The organism is Pedobacter sp. AK017, from assembly GCF_014200825.1.
GTDB classification, from domain to species: Bacteria; Bacteroidota; Bacteroidia; order Sphingobacteriales; family Sphingobacteriaceae; genus Pedobacter; species Pedobacter heparinus.
In genome coordinates this window covers 1-18169 of sequence record NZ_JACHCW010000032.1, presented here as the reverse complement: position 1 = coordinate 18169, position 18169 = coordinate 1, and the positions used below count along the sequence as shown (strand labels likewise).

Genomic DNA, 18169 nt, shown 5'->3' with positions numbered 1-18169 from the left:
CCTAGAGTTATCATGTGATTTGATCAGTTCATTAAAAGTGACTGGCTGAACAAAGTGAAGCTGCCATACTTAAAAAATTGGTTCAATCCTTAACTGTATACCTACCCTTAAATCAAATAGTTTGATCTGGGATGGTCTGAACACTATTAAAAGTACACTAAATAGTGGAAAAACATAAATTAACCGAGTTTTTATGGTTCAAAACTCGGTTAACGTTCGTAGCGAGCTTTCCTTTAATCGTACCTTCACAGGAATCGAATTGCTGACATGACACAAGATTCTAACTCTTCTACTTTATTTATAACAGATGACTAAATAAATCTTTTCACCCATTCCAACGCTTATCAGAGCAATCAAAGATTTTTTATCCTAAAGATGCCCTTATGCAATTAAATTTGGATTTTCTGAGACACTTAATTGAAAGTGTATTTTCAAATTTACACATTCTTTCGAGTATGTAAATACCAAGAAACCAGACCAAGGAAAACTGTCCAAGTCTGGTTCTTCTGTCATTTAAAGTTTATCTGATTTGAGTAAGGTAATTAATTACAAGTTTTAAATCGATAGCACAATCTTACCAATCATATCACCTTTTTCAATCCTTTGATATGCTTCTTTTACCTCTTCCATATTATAAAACGTATCAATAACTGGATGAATATTGTTTATCTCAATGGCACGGTTCATTTTTGAGAAACTTTCGGCACTGCCCGTAGCCAATCCCTGAATGCGTATAAAAGACATATTAATGGAATGTTATGTGCCGACCCTGATATAAATCCGGCAGTTGCCAAAAAGCCATTTTCTTTGAGTGAAAGCAACGATTGTTCTATGGTCTTCGTACCTGCAATATCCAGCGTAATATTCACACCTTGCCCATCATTGAGACGCAGGACTCTATCCTCATATAGCTTAACTGTAAGTTGGGCTGTTGCTGTTAAACTATAGCCCAACAGCAATAGGATAAAAATTGGTTATCTCATTAGTATAAGTTTTTCCTTGGTATTCAAAGATGTCAATTTTGGCAGACATCTGAATTACCCTGTATTTAGGAGTTGCAGCTTACCTTGGTTAAATCTGCCGATTTATCATAATTCGCCACTTATAAATGGGCTTACTTTGATCTTGTCTGCTTCAGATAAACCATTATAGAATTCTGTTAAGACAGCTTTAATATAGGATGTTTTTACTACTCTTATGATTTTAGGAGCACCTTCCTTATCGCTTCCTCTCACTATAATTCCCAATAATTGCCCCGAGGAATTAAATACGCCCCCTCCGCTCATTCCACCTATCGATTGCGCTTCTATAAAGAATTCGGCACTCGCATTATACGGGATATCTCCTTCGACATCGCCTGCAATCTTCAATTTTTGGATGGTTTGCGTAGCTTCTGTATCGGATAATATTTTTCCATAAGCTACTGCTCCGTTAGGGTAGTTGATATCATCCTGAGGATAACCAACTGCAATGACTTTTTCGCCTGCCACAGCGGTATTCCATGTTTGGGTTGCTTTTGTCCTATGCTCGGGATCGTATAGTTGCAATGGTTCAGACGTTTTAACAAGTTCAGGGTATTTCGGAAAAGGACCTTGCGGAGTTCGTTGATTATCAATTATTCCTAGATAAAAATCTTCTGCCGGCAGTATGGTCGTATTAGTGGCACCGGAAGAAATATCAAAATGAATGAAGGGGAAATCTGCCACCAGTGTATTACCTAAATCGATACCTCCATTAGTCGGAGGAATTTGCGATGATTCAAAAATGCCCATGTTTTCGGACGATAAGTCAAAGAATTGGGCGTTTCGGGAATTCCATCCGGATATGTTATAAACATGGTTGGCACTTATATAAAGTCCCAAACCATAATCGTTTTTTCTACTCCAAATTGTTTTTGATCCGGGGCCACGTCTTCCAACGCTTCCCCGTACCTTATTTAGTAGGTTGATCAGATTTTGATCATTTCCGTTCAAAATATCTTCAATTTTCGGAACGGTTTGCTCGCTTTTTGGAACAACTGGGTTATTTCGTTTACATGATTGGATGGCTATTCCAACACTTATTAATAAAACTGTCAATACTGTTTTTGCTTGCATATTATATTGAGCTTAGGTAATAGTATTTAATATTTTAAGTTAAACTCTCCCTAATCGGGCGTTTTGTGCCTGTCACTACTATGAAATAATTATTTTTTTTAAAACGTATTTGTGGTACATGGAGAAAGTATCCTCGACAACATCCTCCCGGCCACTATTTATACGATTAAATTGTTGAAAACGCTACATTGAACTCAGCCTTTTTGTTTCGTCCGAGCCGGCAAAGAAATAACATCCAAACTCCGAATCCGACGATAAAAGCTGGCAGGGGATTTTTCATAGTGGTACCCGCAAGAAATGTTCCGGTAGCAATAATGCAAGTCAGAAAAAATAAGATCAGATTTTTCATGACAATCAAATTTAAGGTTTTCAATAGTTGATAAACCTGGATATTCTGGACGATGCTGATCCACTAAAATGTGCATATAGAAAGAACTGATATAGGCTTGCAGAACTGTAAACCCTGTCATTCCGGCGCGGTTGATCATTTACATGGAACTTTTTAAGGTAGAGTTGATTAAATTTGTTCGATTCTACAAATATAGAGAACATGAGAATTTATATTTTTATCAGTATCATTTTACCTGTTATAGATTGTAAAAGAAATGGGATCAATCCGCACAATTAAAACATATCATTTTCTACCTTATAAATATGGTACAGAACTATTATTGGATATTGGGCATATTGAAACTTTGAAACATTATGTTTTAGACAGCACATTACATCAAGTTAGCTTTTACGAGGTCATTTTTATACAGGAGGGATCGGGAACGTTTACCCTGGATGAAAACAAAATGTCGATAGCCCCGCGGGCAATCATTTTCATCAGCCCCGGGCAAGTTCGCCGATGGGAAATTGAGGAGAAGGTAAAAGGCTACACCCTATTCTTTGACAAAGATTTTCTCCATCTGTTTTTTTCGGATGAACTATTTCTGTACCGGCTTCAATACTTTCATCAGTATCTACATCCTGCCGAAATGCATATAGCTGAAAGATCATTCGAGAAATGTCTGGAACTTTTACAGGAAATTGAGCAGGAGTTTGAACAGATCCAGAATGATAGCGACCATTTGATCAGAGCGATCCTATATCAGCTTCTCATTGTCCTCAATCGCTATTATGCGGATATTTACGATGTTCAGCGGGATACGTACATTCATCCCGACTTCTATAGGTTCCGGTCATTGCTGGAAAAGCGATTTTTACAGGATCACACAGTTGAAACCTATAGTAAATTGCTTAATATCAGCCCGGGATCTCTTAACAAAATTTGCAGGCAATTCTGCGGGTCATCAGCACAGCAAATGATCCATCACAAGTTGATTTCAGAAATAAAGAAAGAACTGCGTCAAAACAAATCTGGAAAGGAGATCTGCTACCAATTTGGATTCACCGATCCCTCAAATTTTAACCGTTTCTTCAAAAGGTTCACCCAAATAACGCCCCAACAGTACCGAAAAAAAATATAAATGACAATTTTTAATATAAAATGACCTTTTTACCGTGGATTAATGTTCCCAATTTTACAGAAAAAAGGAATATGACAAAATCCGCTGCACTTTGCCTTTTATTCGTTGTTTTAAATCTACTTCGGGTAAAGGCAGAACAAATATATGTAAATCCGCAGGCCGGTAACGATACCAACTCCGGATTCAAGGCCCGGCCGTTGAAGACACTGGCTGAGGCAGCCAGGCGCGTCAACCAAAACAAAAAGCAGGAAGAAACAACGATTATTCTTTCGGAGGGTATCTATCTGCTCACACAAACCGTCTTGTTTAACAATGATAAATATAGTCTTAACAATCGTCTTATCATCCGCGCGGAAGTTATGCCCGATGAAACAGACTGGACCCCTAGTAAAATGCCGGTTGTCATAACCGCTGTACCCCTTGAGCCTGGTGTTGGCGGAGAAGAAGCAAAAGGTATACAACCCGAGGTAAGCCATGTTACTATTGAGGGTCTACGGTTTACAGGCAGTCCTGATTATACTTATCTCGATGAAAATAATTTACGGCGATCTTACCCTATATGGCGTGATGGAAAAAAACTAGATGATTTGCTTGTAACACAATGTCTGTTCGCCGGAAATGTAGATGTATTACCGTTACATGTCGGAGTTATAGCCAATGGCTATGGGCTGGTTATCGATCATTGTGTTTTTTTCAACTGTAAAATTCCGGTTGTTTTTTGGAAAAATGATGGAAAGGCCGGCGGCCGTAGCGCAATGCGATATTCATTGGTATACGGTGGTTATTTCTGTGGTGTTTGGACCACACAAGGTACCAACGGGGATGAGTTCGACTTTCATCATAACGTCATAGCTAATACGAGTACGATATGGGTAAGAGAAAAAGGAAGCACACTTCGGTATAAAGCTTCTGATTGTGTTTTTACCAATTATAATAAATTGGCAGGATATGGAAGTGGCCCATTAAGTGGTAGTGATGCCACATCAACAGATTTTTTGGAAATGAAAAACATACAAAATACCGGAGCGGTGACCATCGAAAGGGATCAAAGTAAACGCAATTACCTTCAGCTAGCAGAAGGTTCGATAGGTACAGGACTAAAAGCAGGGCTTTTCAAAAAATGAAATATAATTCAACCTGCAAAGCATGGATACGATCAGTTCGGACAGTCATAAATCACCTGTAATGCAGAGCTGTACAACCAGATATGCAATTCAAAATATATCGGAAGGAACCGTAATGAGCACAATCCTATACGAAGTAATGCAAACAACTCCAAAGGCAGGGAATGCCATATTCAAACTTATCGTAGCAGCTATCAACGAAACACGGGTAAACGGTAAATTCAGCGGCTACCACCACTTTGTTGCCGGTACCGAGATAGTCAAGATCAAAAACGGTAGCTTTTTCTTGCCGGTTAACCTTGATCGAGATCTAATAATTAATAAACATCAATTTAATCATTCAATACTAAATCCTCATGTTACTATTCAAATCTATTGTTATCACCGCATTATTTTTTAGTTCTGTCCATTTTTTAAATCAAATCGGAAACGAGAAAAGCATTAATCATTCCCGCCGCGTGGAAGGTCATTTTACAGCCACTGGCCGTAAAGAATCGATTTCTGTGATCAAACCGAAGCTTAACGCTGACGGAACTGGATGTGACGGCAAATGTGTGCTTACACTCCGTTTTTCAGACGAACACACGCCGCCAATTAAAATTGAAGATTGTATCGGCGGGACACCAGTTAATCTGGGAGATCTCGATGGTGATGGGAAAGATGAAATAGGCATCCTTCGGGAATGGTTTAACAGTTGCTGGCACAATTATAACGTATATACTTTTAAAGATGGACGATGGGAATTTGCGGTTCCCCCTATACGTACACATTGTAATCAATGGGAAAACGGACTAAAGCCTATTGTAAAAGATCAGGTAAAAAAAGGGTTTGCGAAAATCAACTACAGTGTAATGGTTAAATCCCACATTATAACTGAAAGTAAAATCGTAAAAGTTAAATGACAAAGCCCATAAGCTGAATTTACATCATCGATTTTGGGTTAGTCCCGCCAAAATATCTTATACTTTTATATTCGATTATGAAAAGTTACCTCGTGCTCCTGCTGATTTTAAATAGTTACTGCCTGGTACAGGCGCAAAAAGTAACCGAGCCTTCCACAAAAACGCATCCGGAATGGTCGAGACCCTATCCGCCGTTTCAAATTGTGGGTAACCTGTATTATGTAGGTACCGCCGATTTGGCTTGCTATCTGATCGTAACGTCCAAGGGCAATATCCTGATCAACACCGGGCTGGCATCGTCCGCACAACTGATCAAAGAAAATATTAAAAGCCTCGGCTTTAAACTTTCAGACACCAAAATACTGCTGACCACCCAGGCGCATTATGACCACATGGGTGCGATGGCTGAAATTAAGAAAGCTACAGGAGCTAAAATGATGGTAGACTACGCCGACACACCGGTTGTTGCGGATGGTGGCCTTTCTGATTATGATCTTGATGGAAAGGGTCGTGTATTTGAACCGGTAAAAGTTGACCGTGTATTGCGTAATGCCGACAGTATCAAGCTGGGTGGAATGAAATTAACTATCCTTCATCATCCGGGGCATACCAAAGGCTCTTGCAGCTATTTGTTTGACGTTAACGATAAAAAGCGAAAGTACAGGGTGCTGATTGCCAATATGCCAACAATCGTAACGAACAAAAAATTCGGTGATGTACATACTTATCCTAATATCGCCACTGATTATGCCTATACCTTGATTGCCATGAAGCATATAGAATTTGATTTGTGGGTAGCATCGCATGGCATCCAGTTCGATCTTACTGAAAAACACAAGCCGGGCAGTGCTTATAACCCGGCTGCTTTTATGGATAAAAAAAACTATTACGCCCAGATTGATGATCTGCAAAAAGAATATGATCAGAAAGCCAGAAAACCGTGACGTTAAAAAAACATTTATATTTCGGGTATGACGTAGCTGAAGTTTATAAATCATTGGATAAGTGTCTCCATTCCTATGGGGCAACTTCAAAAGACGTGATAAAATTTAAAAACATCATACGATATAAACAACCTTTAAATGAAGAAGCGAACCAGATTTATGTACATGGTCACTTTGATATTGTTGCCCTGCTCACTACTTGGCCAAATGCGGCAAACCATCGAACTCGCAAACCTGTACAAAAGAGCAAAGCTCAAGGCAGTAAACAGATACATCGAAATCGTTTCAAGTGGCACTGGAGCTTACCTAAAGGTATCAGAAAGTAAAAAGGAAGGTCTTGCATGGCTACCATTTAAGGACTTTAAAAACGGTACGATTGAAATTCAAATGCGGGGCAAGGACGTTTTCCAACGGAGTTTTATTGGAATAGCCTTTCACGGTGCCAATGATACTACCTATGATGCTGTCTATTGTCGTCCCTTCAATTTTCTTTCTTCGGATCCTATTAGGCGAATTCATGCAGTGCAATATATTTCGCAGCCCAATTTTACCTGGGAAAAATTGAGAAAGGAAAAAAATGCGGTCTTTGAGAAAGAGATCATCGATCCGCCCAATCCCAATGATTGGTTTACCATGAAACTTGTGGTTGACAACAGAACTGTTAAAGTGTACATTAATAATGCAATTCAAGCTTCGCTGATAGTTGAGAAACTTAATGATCGCACATCAGGAAAAATAGGGCTTTTTACAGCAGATAGCAGCGGCGGAGATTTCAAAACAATTAAAATAAACCATAGAAATTTGCCAAAAAAAATATTTCCGGTCTATAAAAAAGCAATTAAAAGCCGGGTTGAAGTGCTAAATTGAACTTTTGTGCTTCTATCAAAATTTATATATTTACTGAACTAAGGGCATCAAATCCCGCCTTTGAGGAATAACTGTCCGTGACAGACAATTCTAAAGAACACTTTATGAGAAGAACATTTTTACTGATTACAATTGGACTGTTATTATTTAATTTCACATTTGGTCAATCAGCACAATATAAGCAACTTGACAGCTTAGTTAACTCTCTTTTTAAGCAGAAAATGTTCAATGGAAATGTGCTGATTGCAGACAAAGGGAAAATCATATTTGAAAAAAGTTATGGCCTTGCTAATGAGAAAACCGAGCAAAAAATTAATAATCAAACCATATTTGAGTTAGCATCGGTTTCCAAACAATTTACTGCTACGGGAATTGTTTTGTTAGAAAAACAAGGAAAACTGAATTATGACGACAAAATTTCAAAATATATTCCCGAACTAGCTTTCTACGGAAACATCAGCATAAGAAATTTACTTAATCACACTGCCGGGCTTCCCGACTATATAGAGCTTTTTGAAGAAAAGTGGGATAAAACAAAAATTGCTACCAATCAGGATATTGTAAATGTCTTCGCGAAATATAGACCAAAAGTCATTTTTCAACCCGGTGAAAAATACCAGTACAGCGATACAGGTTATACTTTGTTAGCGTTGATAATAGAAATAGTATCAGATAAGACATTTGGTCAATTTTTGAGTAAAAACATATTTCAACCATTAAAAATGAGCAATACGTTTATCTATAGAAGTAGATTTGAACCAAAAAAAATAGAGAATTATGCGCTGGGTTATGTTACAGATAGTTTAGGCTACAAAGTGCTTCCCAATAGTTTTGGAAAAGAATTTTACACTTATTATCTGGATGGAATTGTGGGTGACGGAACAGTAAACTCTACAACAGAGGATCTATTAAGATGGGACAGAGCACTTTATACAGATAAATTGATAGATTCAAAAGATAAAGAACTCATGTTTAATCCTGTAAAAACAAAGGATGGAAAAGAGACTAATTATGGATTTGGGTGGTTCATAGGGGATTCGAAAAAATATGGCAAAATCGTTTATCATTCTGGAGGTTGGCCAGGGTATTCAACTTATATAGAAAGGCATTTGGACAATGACAAAACTATAATAATCTTGCAAAATCGTTCGAACTCAAAAATAAATTCATTTTTGCAAACAGCAAGAACGATATTGTATAATTAATCTTAAAAAAGTATGCTTTAATTGGTTAAATTCATATGACTACGAATCGTTACGGAAAACCGTATATTAAATTTGGATTTTTTGATGCAAACAGTTATATTTAAATCATAGTATTTGCATACAAAAAGTTTTAAAAAATAGGTGCGTCATTCGGGGAGTTCGAATTTCAAAACCACTCTAAAATATTGCAAACCCTGATTTTGCACTTGGTGCAAATCCCAGCGGGATCACCTGATGGGACAGACTGGTAAAATCCAGTTCTGTCCCATTCTTTTTTTGCCCTAAAATCCCGTTTAAATTGTATATAAAGGCTGCTCCAGAATTTGTCAAAGGTGTTCGACATTCCGAATTTTGGAGCTCAAATTTATGCGGATAGATAGTTGCAACAATTCCCCGTTGGCGTTCCACCTCGGCGTCTTTAAAAAATAAATCTATCTCAACGAGCGTGTTCACTAGGTTTTCAAAGATTTTTTTAACTCCAAAGGTCTCAATATCGGTTCTTCTTAAGTCAGCCTCCAACCTGTTCAATTTTTCATCACATTCACGTTTCATTTGGCGGTAATCATTGGCATCTATGGACTTATCAATCAGCAATTCCCTAATCCTTTTTTGCCTAACTTCTACTTCCTCAATTTCCTTTATAATGGGTCTTTTAAAGTTATTGCTCTGCTTTATTTTCAGATGGTAATGGTATTCGATAACCCTTACATAAAGGTCTTCCATACCCTGTATTGGCGCAAATTTTTGAAGTAGTTTTATAAACTCATCATTTAACGTATTGGCATTCACACGATAGCCACAGGTAGAAAGGCAATGATAATAATAGTAGTACTGGTTTTTGCCTTTTGACGGGCTTCCAGAAAGATTTCTAAAGCATTTTGGACAGGTCAGAAAACCCCTCAAAGGAAGTTCCTTTAAAGAAGCAATTTTTACCTTATTGGCTTTCTTCCTACCATTCATTACGTCTTGCGCATCGTTAAAGGTGGCTTCAGATATAATCGGCTTATGTAATCCATCAACCAAGCACGCATCTTCATCCTTATGTCTTGCCACATAGATTTTCCCACAATACACAGGGTTTCGCATAGCTACCCAAAATTGTTCTTACTGCATTTCAAGCCTTTCTTTCTTGCTTCCCTTAATATCTCTGTCATCGTATAATCTCCTAAAGCAAGCTGTTCAAAAGCCCATTGCATAATCGGTGCGTTCTTTGGATGTGGAGCTATATATTTACGGTCATCTTCACTTGTTTTATTGATATAGCCTATCGGAGCAGTTGCCCTCCATCTGCCTTCTTTTTTAGCCCTACGCATTCCAAAGAATACATTTAAAGACTTTCTATCGTTCTCGACCTCTGGAATGGCAAGATAAAAGGCTAGCATCATTTTGTTTTCGGGTACTGATAAGTCCAAAGGCTGTTCAACTGCTTGCGGTTCTATACCGAACTTCCTTAACGTATTAATCATTTGGTAGGCATCTGCCGTATTACGGCTAAAACGATCCCATTTGGTAAACAGGATTAAATCCGATTTACCGCCTTTTTCCCGCCGTATGGAGGCCAATAGCTTCTTCCATTCAGGACGGTTAAAGTTCTTTGCCGAATGGTCTTCAAAAATTATCCTGCCAATCTGAATATTGTTGATCGTGCAATACTTGCTCAACTGTTCCTGCTGGTTTCTTTGCGAATACCCCTTGTCTTTCTGCTCATCGGTACTCACCCTAATATATAAATCTGCTATCTTCATATCTGCTCATTTTATAACTATAAATCATTGATAATTAAATGATTTACTAATTTTCCACCAATAAATCAAGTAACTTTTCAATATTATTTTTCTATATTTTGAGCGTTATAATTAGCTAAAATCTATTGCTATTTCACGTAGTGTTCAATGGCAAGTTTTGCCAATCTGTCCATAAATTCAAGAATTTTTTCAGCCTGTTCTAACGTCAGGATAACTTTATGCTTTTTTAAGAGTTTGACCGCCTGATGTGGTGTAACTAACGAATCTAACTAAATTTGTCTATCAGAACAAAATAACTGCTTTCTAACCCCCCTCTTACAATAGATATCAACTGATTACGCCTGAATGACCAAAATGGACCGCATGTTTAGCCCTGGCTAATCAGTAATTTTATTGATAGGAATACAGTGCTTTTTATGTTCCATTCAATCACAATAGACAGCTGCGACAGGCTGTTGCGAGCTGGTTAAATAGTGAAATGATGTTGTAAATTCGACATATTAGATTGGATACAATTGATTATGAGTGTAATTAATTGATAGTTTTTAAATTTCCAATTAATAATGCTTGCTCACTTTCATTTTATTAAATACATGCCACATACTGTATCGCCCATGAGTAAATGTTACTTCTATGATTAACTTTAATTAGTTTAAATCATTATTATTATCTATTAAACTATTTGCTATTATTCCAAGAGTTATTTGCTATTATTACAAGAGGAAAATTTAAATCGAGTATCGATTGATAATTGCTAATTATTTCTATTTAAATTAATGTTCTGCTATGAGAAATAAATCCCTATTTTTTTATGCTGCGGTCTTACTATTATTTATTCTTTCAGAAAAAGCAAAAGCCCAGGCCCCTGGAGGGGTAAATACCAATCTTAAACTTTGGCTAAAGGCCGGCGCGGGCGTAACTTTGAGCGGCAGCAGTGTAACTACATGGGCTGACCAGAGTGGTGGTGGCTTTGATGCCACCCAGGCAACTGTTGCCAAACAGCCGGCTTTTACCGCAATTTCTCCGCTTTTTAATGGCAATGCCGCTCTAGATTTTGACAATACAAATGATGGAATGGCCACAACGGCCAGTATCACTACCCGTCCCTACAGTTTTTTCGTCGTATATAACAGCACGAGCACCTCTACAGCCGCAAGAAGGGCAATACAGGGGACTGCAAACTGGCTGATGGGTCCTTATTCTAATAGGGCCCGTTTTTATGGTGGTGCATGGGTGGATGCCGTGACGCTTTCCATAGGGACCAAGCCTACCCTTAATACCGCATTGAGTACCGCCGCGGCTACCAACAACGCTTCTTTTTATTTTGATGGAAAATTAGCTTCCGCCTCAGCAGGCGTAACAGCCACCGGAACACCGGGATTTATTCACCTGGCATCTTCGGGTGCATATCCCGCTGAGTTTTTTGGGGGCAGCATGGCCGAGGTCATTGCCTATACAGGGACAGTCAGCACAGCGGAGCGGAATAAAATAGAGAGTTATCTGGCCTTGAAATATGGTATTACCATAGATCAGACTGTAGCTGCAAATTACGTAAACAGTGCAGGGGCAGTAATTTATCCCAGCGCCGGGGCCAGTAGCGGCTTTGCCAAGGACGTTGCCGGGGTGGTACGTGATGACGGTTCTGGCCTAAATCAGCCTAGATCGAAAAGCGTTAATACCGGATCAATAGTTGAACTGGAAAGTACTGCGGCATTAAATGACGGAGATTATCTGATTGCGGGCGATAACGGATTAGGTATAGACTTACGTTCTTCGGATGCACCTGTCGGTTATGGACAACGTCTGCAAAGGGTTTGGCGGGTCAGCAAATCGGGCGGTATGGGAACGGCAACGATAAGGATATTTGTGGGGGATCTTCCCGAATTGGTGTCTAATCCCGACTTGGCTACAGTAGCTTTATTAAAAAACACCGCCAACAGCTTTGCCTCGGCCACTGTTATAACTGGAGGGACATTGACAGGCCCTTTAAATGATACACTGGAATTTACAAATGTAAGCCTTGATGACGGCGAATATTTTACTTTAAGCTTAGGTGATTGGGTTGTGCCGACTGCTTTTGACTTTGAGTTTTGGTATGGTGTACCGAATTGGAGATCTGATTATAGAGTACCACAAAAACTACATTTTTCCGGGGTTTCTGATACTGAGTATGCTACATATATAATCGATATGCCTGCGGCGCCAGGCTTTACGCCAATTACAGGCACTGTTGCTCCAGGAGGGGCAAAGATTATCGACATGACGTCGTTTATTAATGCAATTACCGTAGAACCGGCCAATACCATTTTAAACAGAGGGCTGAGGATACGGGTTAAGGGAAGAATGGGGGCTTATTATGCGAATGAAAAATCCGATAATTATGGAACGATGCCTCTGCGAGGCCCCAATGCCTTAGGTACGTCCTTTATTATTCCAGGACAGGATGCTTTTTCAGGTTACAACAATGGAGCTTTGTTTGTAATTACCGCTACTGAAGATAATACCCAGGTCACCATTACCCCTAGCCAGCCTATTGTTGGTCATGGTGCTAATGTACCTTTTACCATTACCCTGAACCGTGGCCAAAGTTATTCGGCAAATTCAACGACTTCAGCTGGCAATCATTTGGCTGGAAGTGCTGTAACCAGTACATTGCCTGTAGTTATTACTTATAACGATGATTTATTGCTTTACGGACCGGCTGCTGATAATGCGGGCGACCAATTGGTACCTATCAGTAAACTGGGCTTGGAATATGTGCATATACGAGCTAATGTGGTTAATGCAGGTGAACTGGCCTATATTTTCGGTACGGAAGATGGCACCACGATCACCGTGTTTGACGGCACAACCACTTCAACACTGGTAGTCAATAAAGGCACTTTTGTTAAACATTTATTGCCTGTCGGGATAAATGCGGCCAGTATCAAGGCCGATAAGCCTGTAATGGTGTATAAAATGGGCGGAGTTAACCATGAATTAGGAGGCGGCATTCTCACACCCATTGCCGATTGCAAGGGTACCGAATTATTGTCATTTCAATATCCAACAGTTTCAACATTCGTAGCCTTTAGTTTCGTCGCCCCTGATGCGATTGTGGGTAATTTTTTGCTAAACGGATCCAGTACGATTATTCAGGCATCCGATTTTGTTTCCATACCGGGAATTCCCGGATGGAAATACTGCCGTAAAACCGTCACCGGCCTTTTTGGCGCTGGCCAGCTAGTAAAAATAGAAAACACTGCAGGCAAATTTTATTTTTATCAGAATATGTATTCGGGTGGTGGCGGTGATTATAGTAACTTCTCTGATTTCGGTAATGTAGTGCTGTTCCCCAAACCAACCCATGTTTGCGGTTCCAATGCCATTACCTTAAACAGTGGCGCGATTCCCTTCAATGTAAACATCTCAGGCTACAGCTGGTCGGGCCCTGGAGGCTTTGCCAGTACTGCGGCCAATCCGGTGCTTAACAATCCTACAGCTGCAAATGCAGGTACCTATATAGTAACAGTTACCGATGAGAATAACTGTACCTACACAGAGAATATAACTGTCGACCTTGCAATAGACTCCATTACCGTAACCCCGACACCTTCTGCACCCTGCGTAGGTTCTACGGTACAGTTTACCTCTGCAGCTTTCCCAACCGGAGCAGCTGCTGCCAGCATCCTCTGGTCGGGCCCGGGCGGCTTTACCAGCACTGAGGCCAACTTTGAGATCACAGGTATCACTGCTGCCCAGGCGGGCACCTATACCTGTACCTATACTGACAAATATGGTTGTACGGTTTCAAACAGCACTACCATAACAGTTAGCCCTTCAGTGGTATCTACCTTTACCATAGGCGGAGAATATAAGTTAAGCTGCACGAACCCCTCTGTTACTTTGAATGTTACCGGCTTTACTCCCGGTATTCAGTACGAAACTTTCAATCCCTATGATGCCTCTTCCTTATTTGCCAGTTCTAACTTTGCGGTAATTACTCCCGGTTTCTATAACAGAAAGCCCGCCAGTACAGGGGTAGCCACGCAGATGAACCTTTCCGGACTAACGGGCATAACTGGTTTATCTACAGCTTATGGGGTAAAATATAAAGGTTTTATCAATATTACTACGGCAGGGAATTATACATTTTACACCAACAGCAAGGATGGCAGTACTTTATCTGTAGACGGCTCAACACTCATTAGCAATGACGGGAGCCATGCGTTAACCGAGGTAGCCTCAACAGCGGTCAATCTTTCGGCAGGGTATCATTCTATTACGGTAAACTATTTTAACGGTTCTGCCGGTACAGCAGCCCTGAGTGTTTCTTATTCAGGACCTTCAGTTGCCAAGCAAGTTATACCGGCGAGTGTATTATTTTATGCGGGCGGAATTTCACCGGCGCTTACCTATGACTGGAGTACCGGAGATTTGAATACCAGCAGTATAACTGTTAGTGCTCCGGGTACTTATACGGTGACCGGCTCCAATGGCGGCTGCAGTTCTGTGGCCAGTTTTGACGTAATCAGTATTGATAGTTACGATTATAGTGATTTAACAGGTCCATGGCCGGTCGCACAAGCTAAAATAACCAATTGTTTGGTTGCAGGCGTGCCTACAGGGGCAAACAATTCTGTATGGGCTGGAGCCGGTGTAAGTTCTGAGGATACTCCGCTGAGAAATGCTACTGCATCTGCGGACTCTTTTGATGATGGACTGTTAAGACCAACAGTCTCTTCAGGTCCATACGGCATATCCCTGAGCAGTAATACACCCGGCGCTACGGTAAATTACGGTTTATGGTTCGACTGGAACAATAACGGCGACTTTGCCGATGATGTGGATGCCAATGGCAATCCTGCTTTTTACAATGGCAGCGGAACCGCCGGGCAGATAGTAAGTATTCCGGTACTTCCTCCTTCGGGCGCCAACCAATATAAAACCAGACTGATCGTCGCGGATATACCGGTAGTGTTTACCGCATATGACGATATTTTTAATAATGGAGAGGTAGAAGATTACAACTCCGTGCTGTCTTTGACCGGTAATGTATTTGCCGATGGGAACGGATTAAACGGAATGCCTGCAAATACGGTAAATGGAACAGGAACAAACGCAGGTGGCTTAACAGCAGTATTGGTCAGCAGTTCAGGAATAGTCACAGCCAATGCCACTGTAGCCGCCAACGGCATCTATAATTTTACTTCAATACCGTTAGATACCTATAGCATTGTGCTAAGCATAACTCCCGGAACAATAGGCACTGCGCCCCCGGGTGCAAGCCTTGCTCCGGGCTGGGTAAATACCGGCGAGAACCTGGGAGCTACCGCAGGCAATGATGGCATCGTTGATGGCATATTAACCAATATTGTGGTCAGCACAACTAATGTTACAAATGCCAATTTTGGCATCAATAGCCGGCCAATGGCTAATCTTGTGGGCACCTGCTGGATTGATCCGGAAGGAACTACACTGCTGACTGTTCCAATCCTCACAGGGAGCGACCCTGAAGACGGGGCATATACAGGGGTTAGCAATACCAACAAAATTACCATTGTAACCTTGCCTGCCAGCGCAACATTATATTATGATGGAACGGCGGTAACAGCCGGACAGGTGATTTCTAATTATAATCCAAACCTCTTAAAATTAGATCCCGATGCCGGTATTTATACCTTATCCTTTACGTTCAATGAAATAGATGCGGCAGGGACAGAAAGTTCAGCAGCCACGGTAACCTTATCAACTGCTTATGCAGGGCCTGACCAGGGCATTCCATCCAATGCAACCACTACCCTGGCAGCAAGTGGAACAGGTACCTGGTCCCAACTGGCAGGAAATCCAAGCGTTATCAGTTTTACTTCTGCAACTGATCCTTCAACCACCACATCTAGTTTTGCTGTAGATGGTATTTATTACCTCATATGGGCAAATAGCAATGGCTGTACCGATACCGTTAAGATAACAGTGCCTATTCCGGCCATAGATGCTGTAGATGACAATTTTACTACAGGCCCGATCAACCAGCTTAATGGTGGCACTACGCCTTCAGTATTGAACAACGACAGTTTGAACGGAACAAATGTAAGTCTGGCTAACATTGTATTAACACCATTAACCGTTCCCGCAGGATTGACCATGAATTCAGATGGAACCATCACGGTGGCAGCGAATGTTCCGGTAGGGACTTACGTGGTGACTTACCGGATTTGCGAGGCGATTAACCCGTTTACGAATTGTGACGATGCCACAGCAACCCTGCTGGTAGAACCCGCTGTAATTGATGCGGTTGTAGATGATTATACGGCATCAGCGATAAACGGGATCTCTGGAGGAACAACCGTCTCAGTTTTGTCTAACGATACGTTGAACGGATCGGTCCTGACCCCTTCGGACATAACTTTAAGCGCAGTTACTGTTCCTGCCGGACTTACGCTCAATGCTAATGGGACCATCACTGTTCCTGCCGGTACCCCGGCAGGAACTTATGTGCTCACCTACCGCATCTGCGAGAACCGGAATCCAGGTAATTGTGACATAGCTGAAGCCACAGTTTTTGTTGTTGTACCATCAATTGCGCTGGTCAAAACAGCAAGCACCGGCGGCTCAGGCGCTGTGGGTGATGTTATCACCTATACCTTTACCGCTACCAACACCGGGAATGTGACCCTGAGCGGGGTGAACATCAACGATGCGCTGACGGGCAGTACGGCCCTGGCGCTAAGCCCTGCGGTATTGGCCCCCGGCGACTCGGGCACTGCCACGGCCAGCTATACCATTACCCAGGCCGATATCAATGCAGGCAGCGTGAGCAACACTGCTACGGCTACCGGAACAGCGCCCGACGCCAGTACGGTGAGCGATGTTTCGGGAACCGCCCAGACCAATGATACCCCGACCAGTACTACTTTGGGCAGAACACCATTGATCGCGCTGGTGAAAACGGCGAGTGTCGGCGGCACAGGCGCTGTGGGTGAGGTAATCACTTATACTTTTACCGCTACCAACACCGGGAATGTGACCCTGAGCGGGGTAGTGATTGATGATGCCCTGACCGGCAGCACGGCCCTGGCCCTGAACCCGCCGGTATTGGCCCCGAGTGCTTCGGGAACTGCCACGGCCAGCTATACCATTACCCAGGGGGACATTGATGCGGGCGGCGTGAGCAACACGGCCACAGTGACCGGCACAGCACCCGACGCCAGTACGGTAAGCGATGTTTCGGGTACGGCCCAGGACAATGATACCCCGACCAACACACCATTAACCAAGTCTCCTGCTATCGCGCTGGTGAAAACGGCGAGTGTCGGCGGCACGGGTGCAGTTGGCGATGTGATCAGCTATACTTTTACGGCGACCAATACGGGCAATGTTACCCTTAGCGGGGTGAACATCAACGATGCGCTGACGGGCAGTACGGCCCTGGCACTAAGCCCTGCGGTACTGGCCCCCGGCGCATCGGGCACGGCGACAGCCAGCTATACGATCAAACAGTCTGACCTTGATGCTGGCGCGGTGAGCAATACGGCCACGGTGACTGGCACGGCCCCCGGTGGCGGTACGGTGAGCGATGTTTCGGGTACGGCCCAGGACAATGATACCCCGACCGGTACTACTTTGAGCAGAACACCATTGATTGCGCTGGTGAAAACGGCGAGTGTCGGCGGCACAGGCGCTGTTGGCGATGTGATCACCTATACTTTTACGGCGACCAATACGGGCAATGTTACCCTTAGCGGGGTGAACATCAACGATGCGCTGACGGGCAGTACGGCCCTGGCACTAAGCCCTGCGGTACTGGCCCCCGGCGCATCGGGCACGGCGACAGC

The 18169-nt window shown here is 42.0% G+C and carries 13 protein-coding genes and 1 pseudogene; 8 read left to right on the top strand and 6 right to left on the bottom strand.

Going from position 1 to position 18169, the window contains the following annotated elements; all coding sequences use genetic code 11:
• Positions 1-555: 555 nt before the first annotated feature.
• From HDC92_RS24645 to HDC92_RS24635, 3 genes are all read right to left on the bottom strand, one after another.
• Positions 556-744: a zinc-binding dehydrogenase gene (locus tag HDC92_RS24645; protein WP_183877542.1), complete on the bottom strand. Its 189-nt coding sequence runs from the start codon at positions 742-744 to the stop codon at positions 556-558.
• Positions 745-1088: 344 nt separating this feature from the next.
• Entirely contained in the window at positions 1089-2096 is a 1008-nt protein-coding gene (locus HDC92_RS24640; RefSeq protein ID WP_183877541.1) for a serine protease, read from the bottom strand.
• A gap of 194 nt (positions 2097-2290) precedes the next feature.
• Complete coding sequence (locus tag HDC92_RS24635; protein WP_183877540.1) at positions 2291-2584, bottom strand: hypothetical protein; 294 nt, start codon at positions 2582-2584, stop codon at positions 2291-2293.
• Between the two features lie 117 nt (positions 2585-2701).
• Between HDC92_RS24635 and HDC92_RS24630 the strand changes: the two genes are divergently transcribed.
• The 6 genes from HDC92_RS24630 to HDC92_RS24605 all read left to right on the top strand — a co-directional run bounded on the left by HDC92_RS24630 (position 2702) and on the right by HDC92_RS24605 (position 8610).
• Complete coding sequence (locus HDC92_RS24630) at positions 2702-3568, top strand: AraC family transcriptional regulator (RefSeq protein WP_183877539.1); 867 nt, start codon at positions 2702-2704, stop codon at positions 3566-3568.
• Between the two features lie 71 nt (positions 3569-3639).
• A complete protein-coding gene (locus HDC92_RS24625) occupies positions 3640-4692 on the top strand; it encodes a hypothetical protein (RefSeq protein ID WP_221271014.1) in 1053 nt (350 codons plus the stop codon).
• A 356-nt stretch (positions 4693-5048) separates the two neighbouring features.
• Entirely contained in the window at positions 5049-5594 is a 546-nt protein-coding gene (locus HDC92_RS24620; protein WP_183877537.1) for a hypothetical protein, read from the top strand.
• Positions 5595-5671: 77 nt separating this feature from the next.
• Positions 5672-6538, top strand: a complete 867-nt coding sequence (gene bla, locus HDC92_RS24615; protein ID WP_183877536.1) for a subclass B3 metallo-beta-lactamase — start codon at positions 5672-5674, stop codon at positions 6536-6538.
• Between the two features lie 138 nt (positions 6539-6676).
• On the top strand, positions 6677-7405 hold the full coding sequence (locus HDC92_RS24610; RefSeq protein ID WP_183877535.1) for a family 16 glycoside hydrolase: 729 nt from the start codon (positions 6677-6679) through the stop codon (positions 7403-7405).
• A 104-nt stretch (positions 7406-7509) separates the two neighbouring features.
• Positions 7510-8610 carry a serine hydrolase domain-containing protein gene (locus HDC92_RS24605; protein WP_183877534.1) on the top strand — a complete coding sequence of 367 codons (1101 nt, stop codon included), beginning with the start codon at positions 7510-7512 and terminating at the stop codon, positions 8608-8610.
• A gap of 177 nt (positions 8611-8787) precedes the next feature.
• On the opposite strand, the gene HDC92_RS25020 is transcribed toward HDC92_RS24605, so the two are convergent.
• On the bottom strand, positions 8788-9663 hold the full coding sequence (locus tag HDC92_RS25020; protein WP_221271013.1) for a zinc ribbon domain-containing protein: 876 nt from the start codon (positions 9661-9663) through the stop codon (positions 8788-8790).
• Between the two features lie 35 nt (positions 9664-9698).
• A complete protein-coding gene (locus HDC92_RS25015) occupies positions 9699-10355 on the bottom strand; it encodes a recombinase family protein (protein ID WP_221271012.1) in 657 nt (218 codons plus the stop codon).
• 786 nt (positions 10356-11141) lie between these two features.
• Here HDC92_RS25015 and HDC92_RS25420 point away from each other — a divergent pair.
• Positions 11142-13271, top strand: a pseudogene (locus HDC92_RS25420) (IgGFc-binding protein); the annotation flags it as partial.
• A gap of 195 nt (positions 13272-13466) precedes the next feature.
• Here the strand turns inward: HDC92_RS25420 and HDC92_RS25415 are convergent.
• Entirely contained in the window at positions 13467-13577 is a 111-nt protein-coding gene (locus HDC92_RS25415) for a hypothetical protein (RefSeq protein ID WP_411267850.1), read from the bottom strand.
• A 48-nt stretch (positions 13578-13625) separates the two neighbouring features.
• Between HDC92_RS25415 and HDC92_RS25410 the strand changes: the two genes are divergently transcribed.
• Positions 13626-18169 (top strand): beta strand repeat-containing protein (locus tag HDC92_RS25410; RefSeq protein ID WP_411267849.1); only part of this gene is annotated, 4544 nt, incomplete at its 3' end.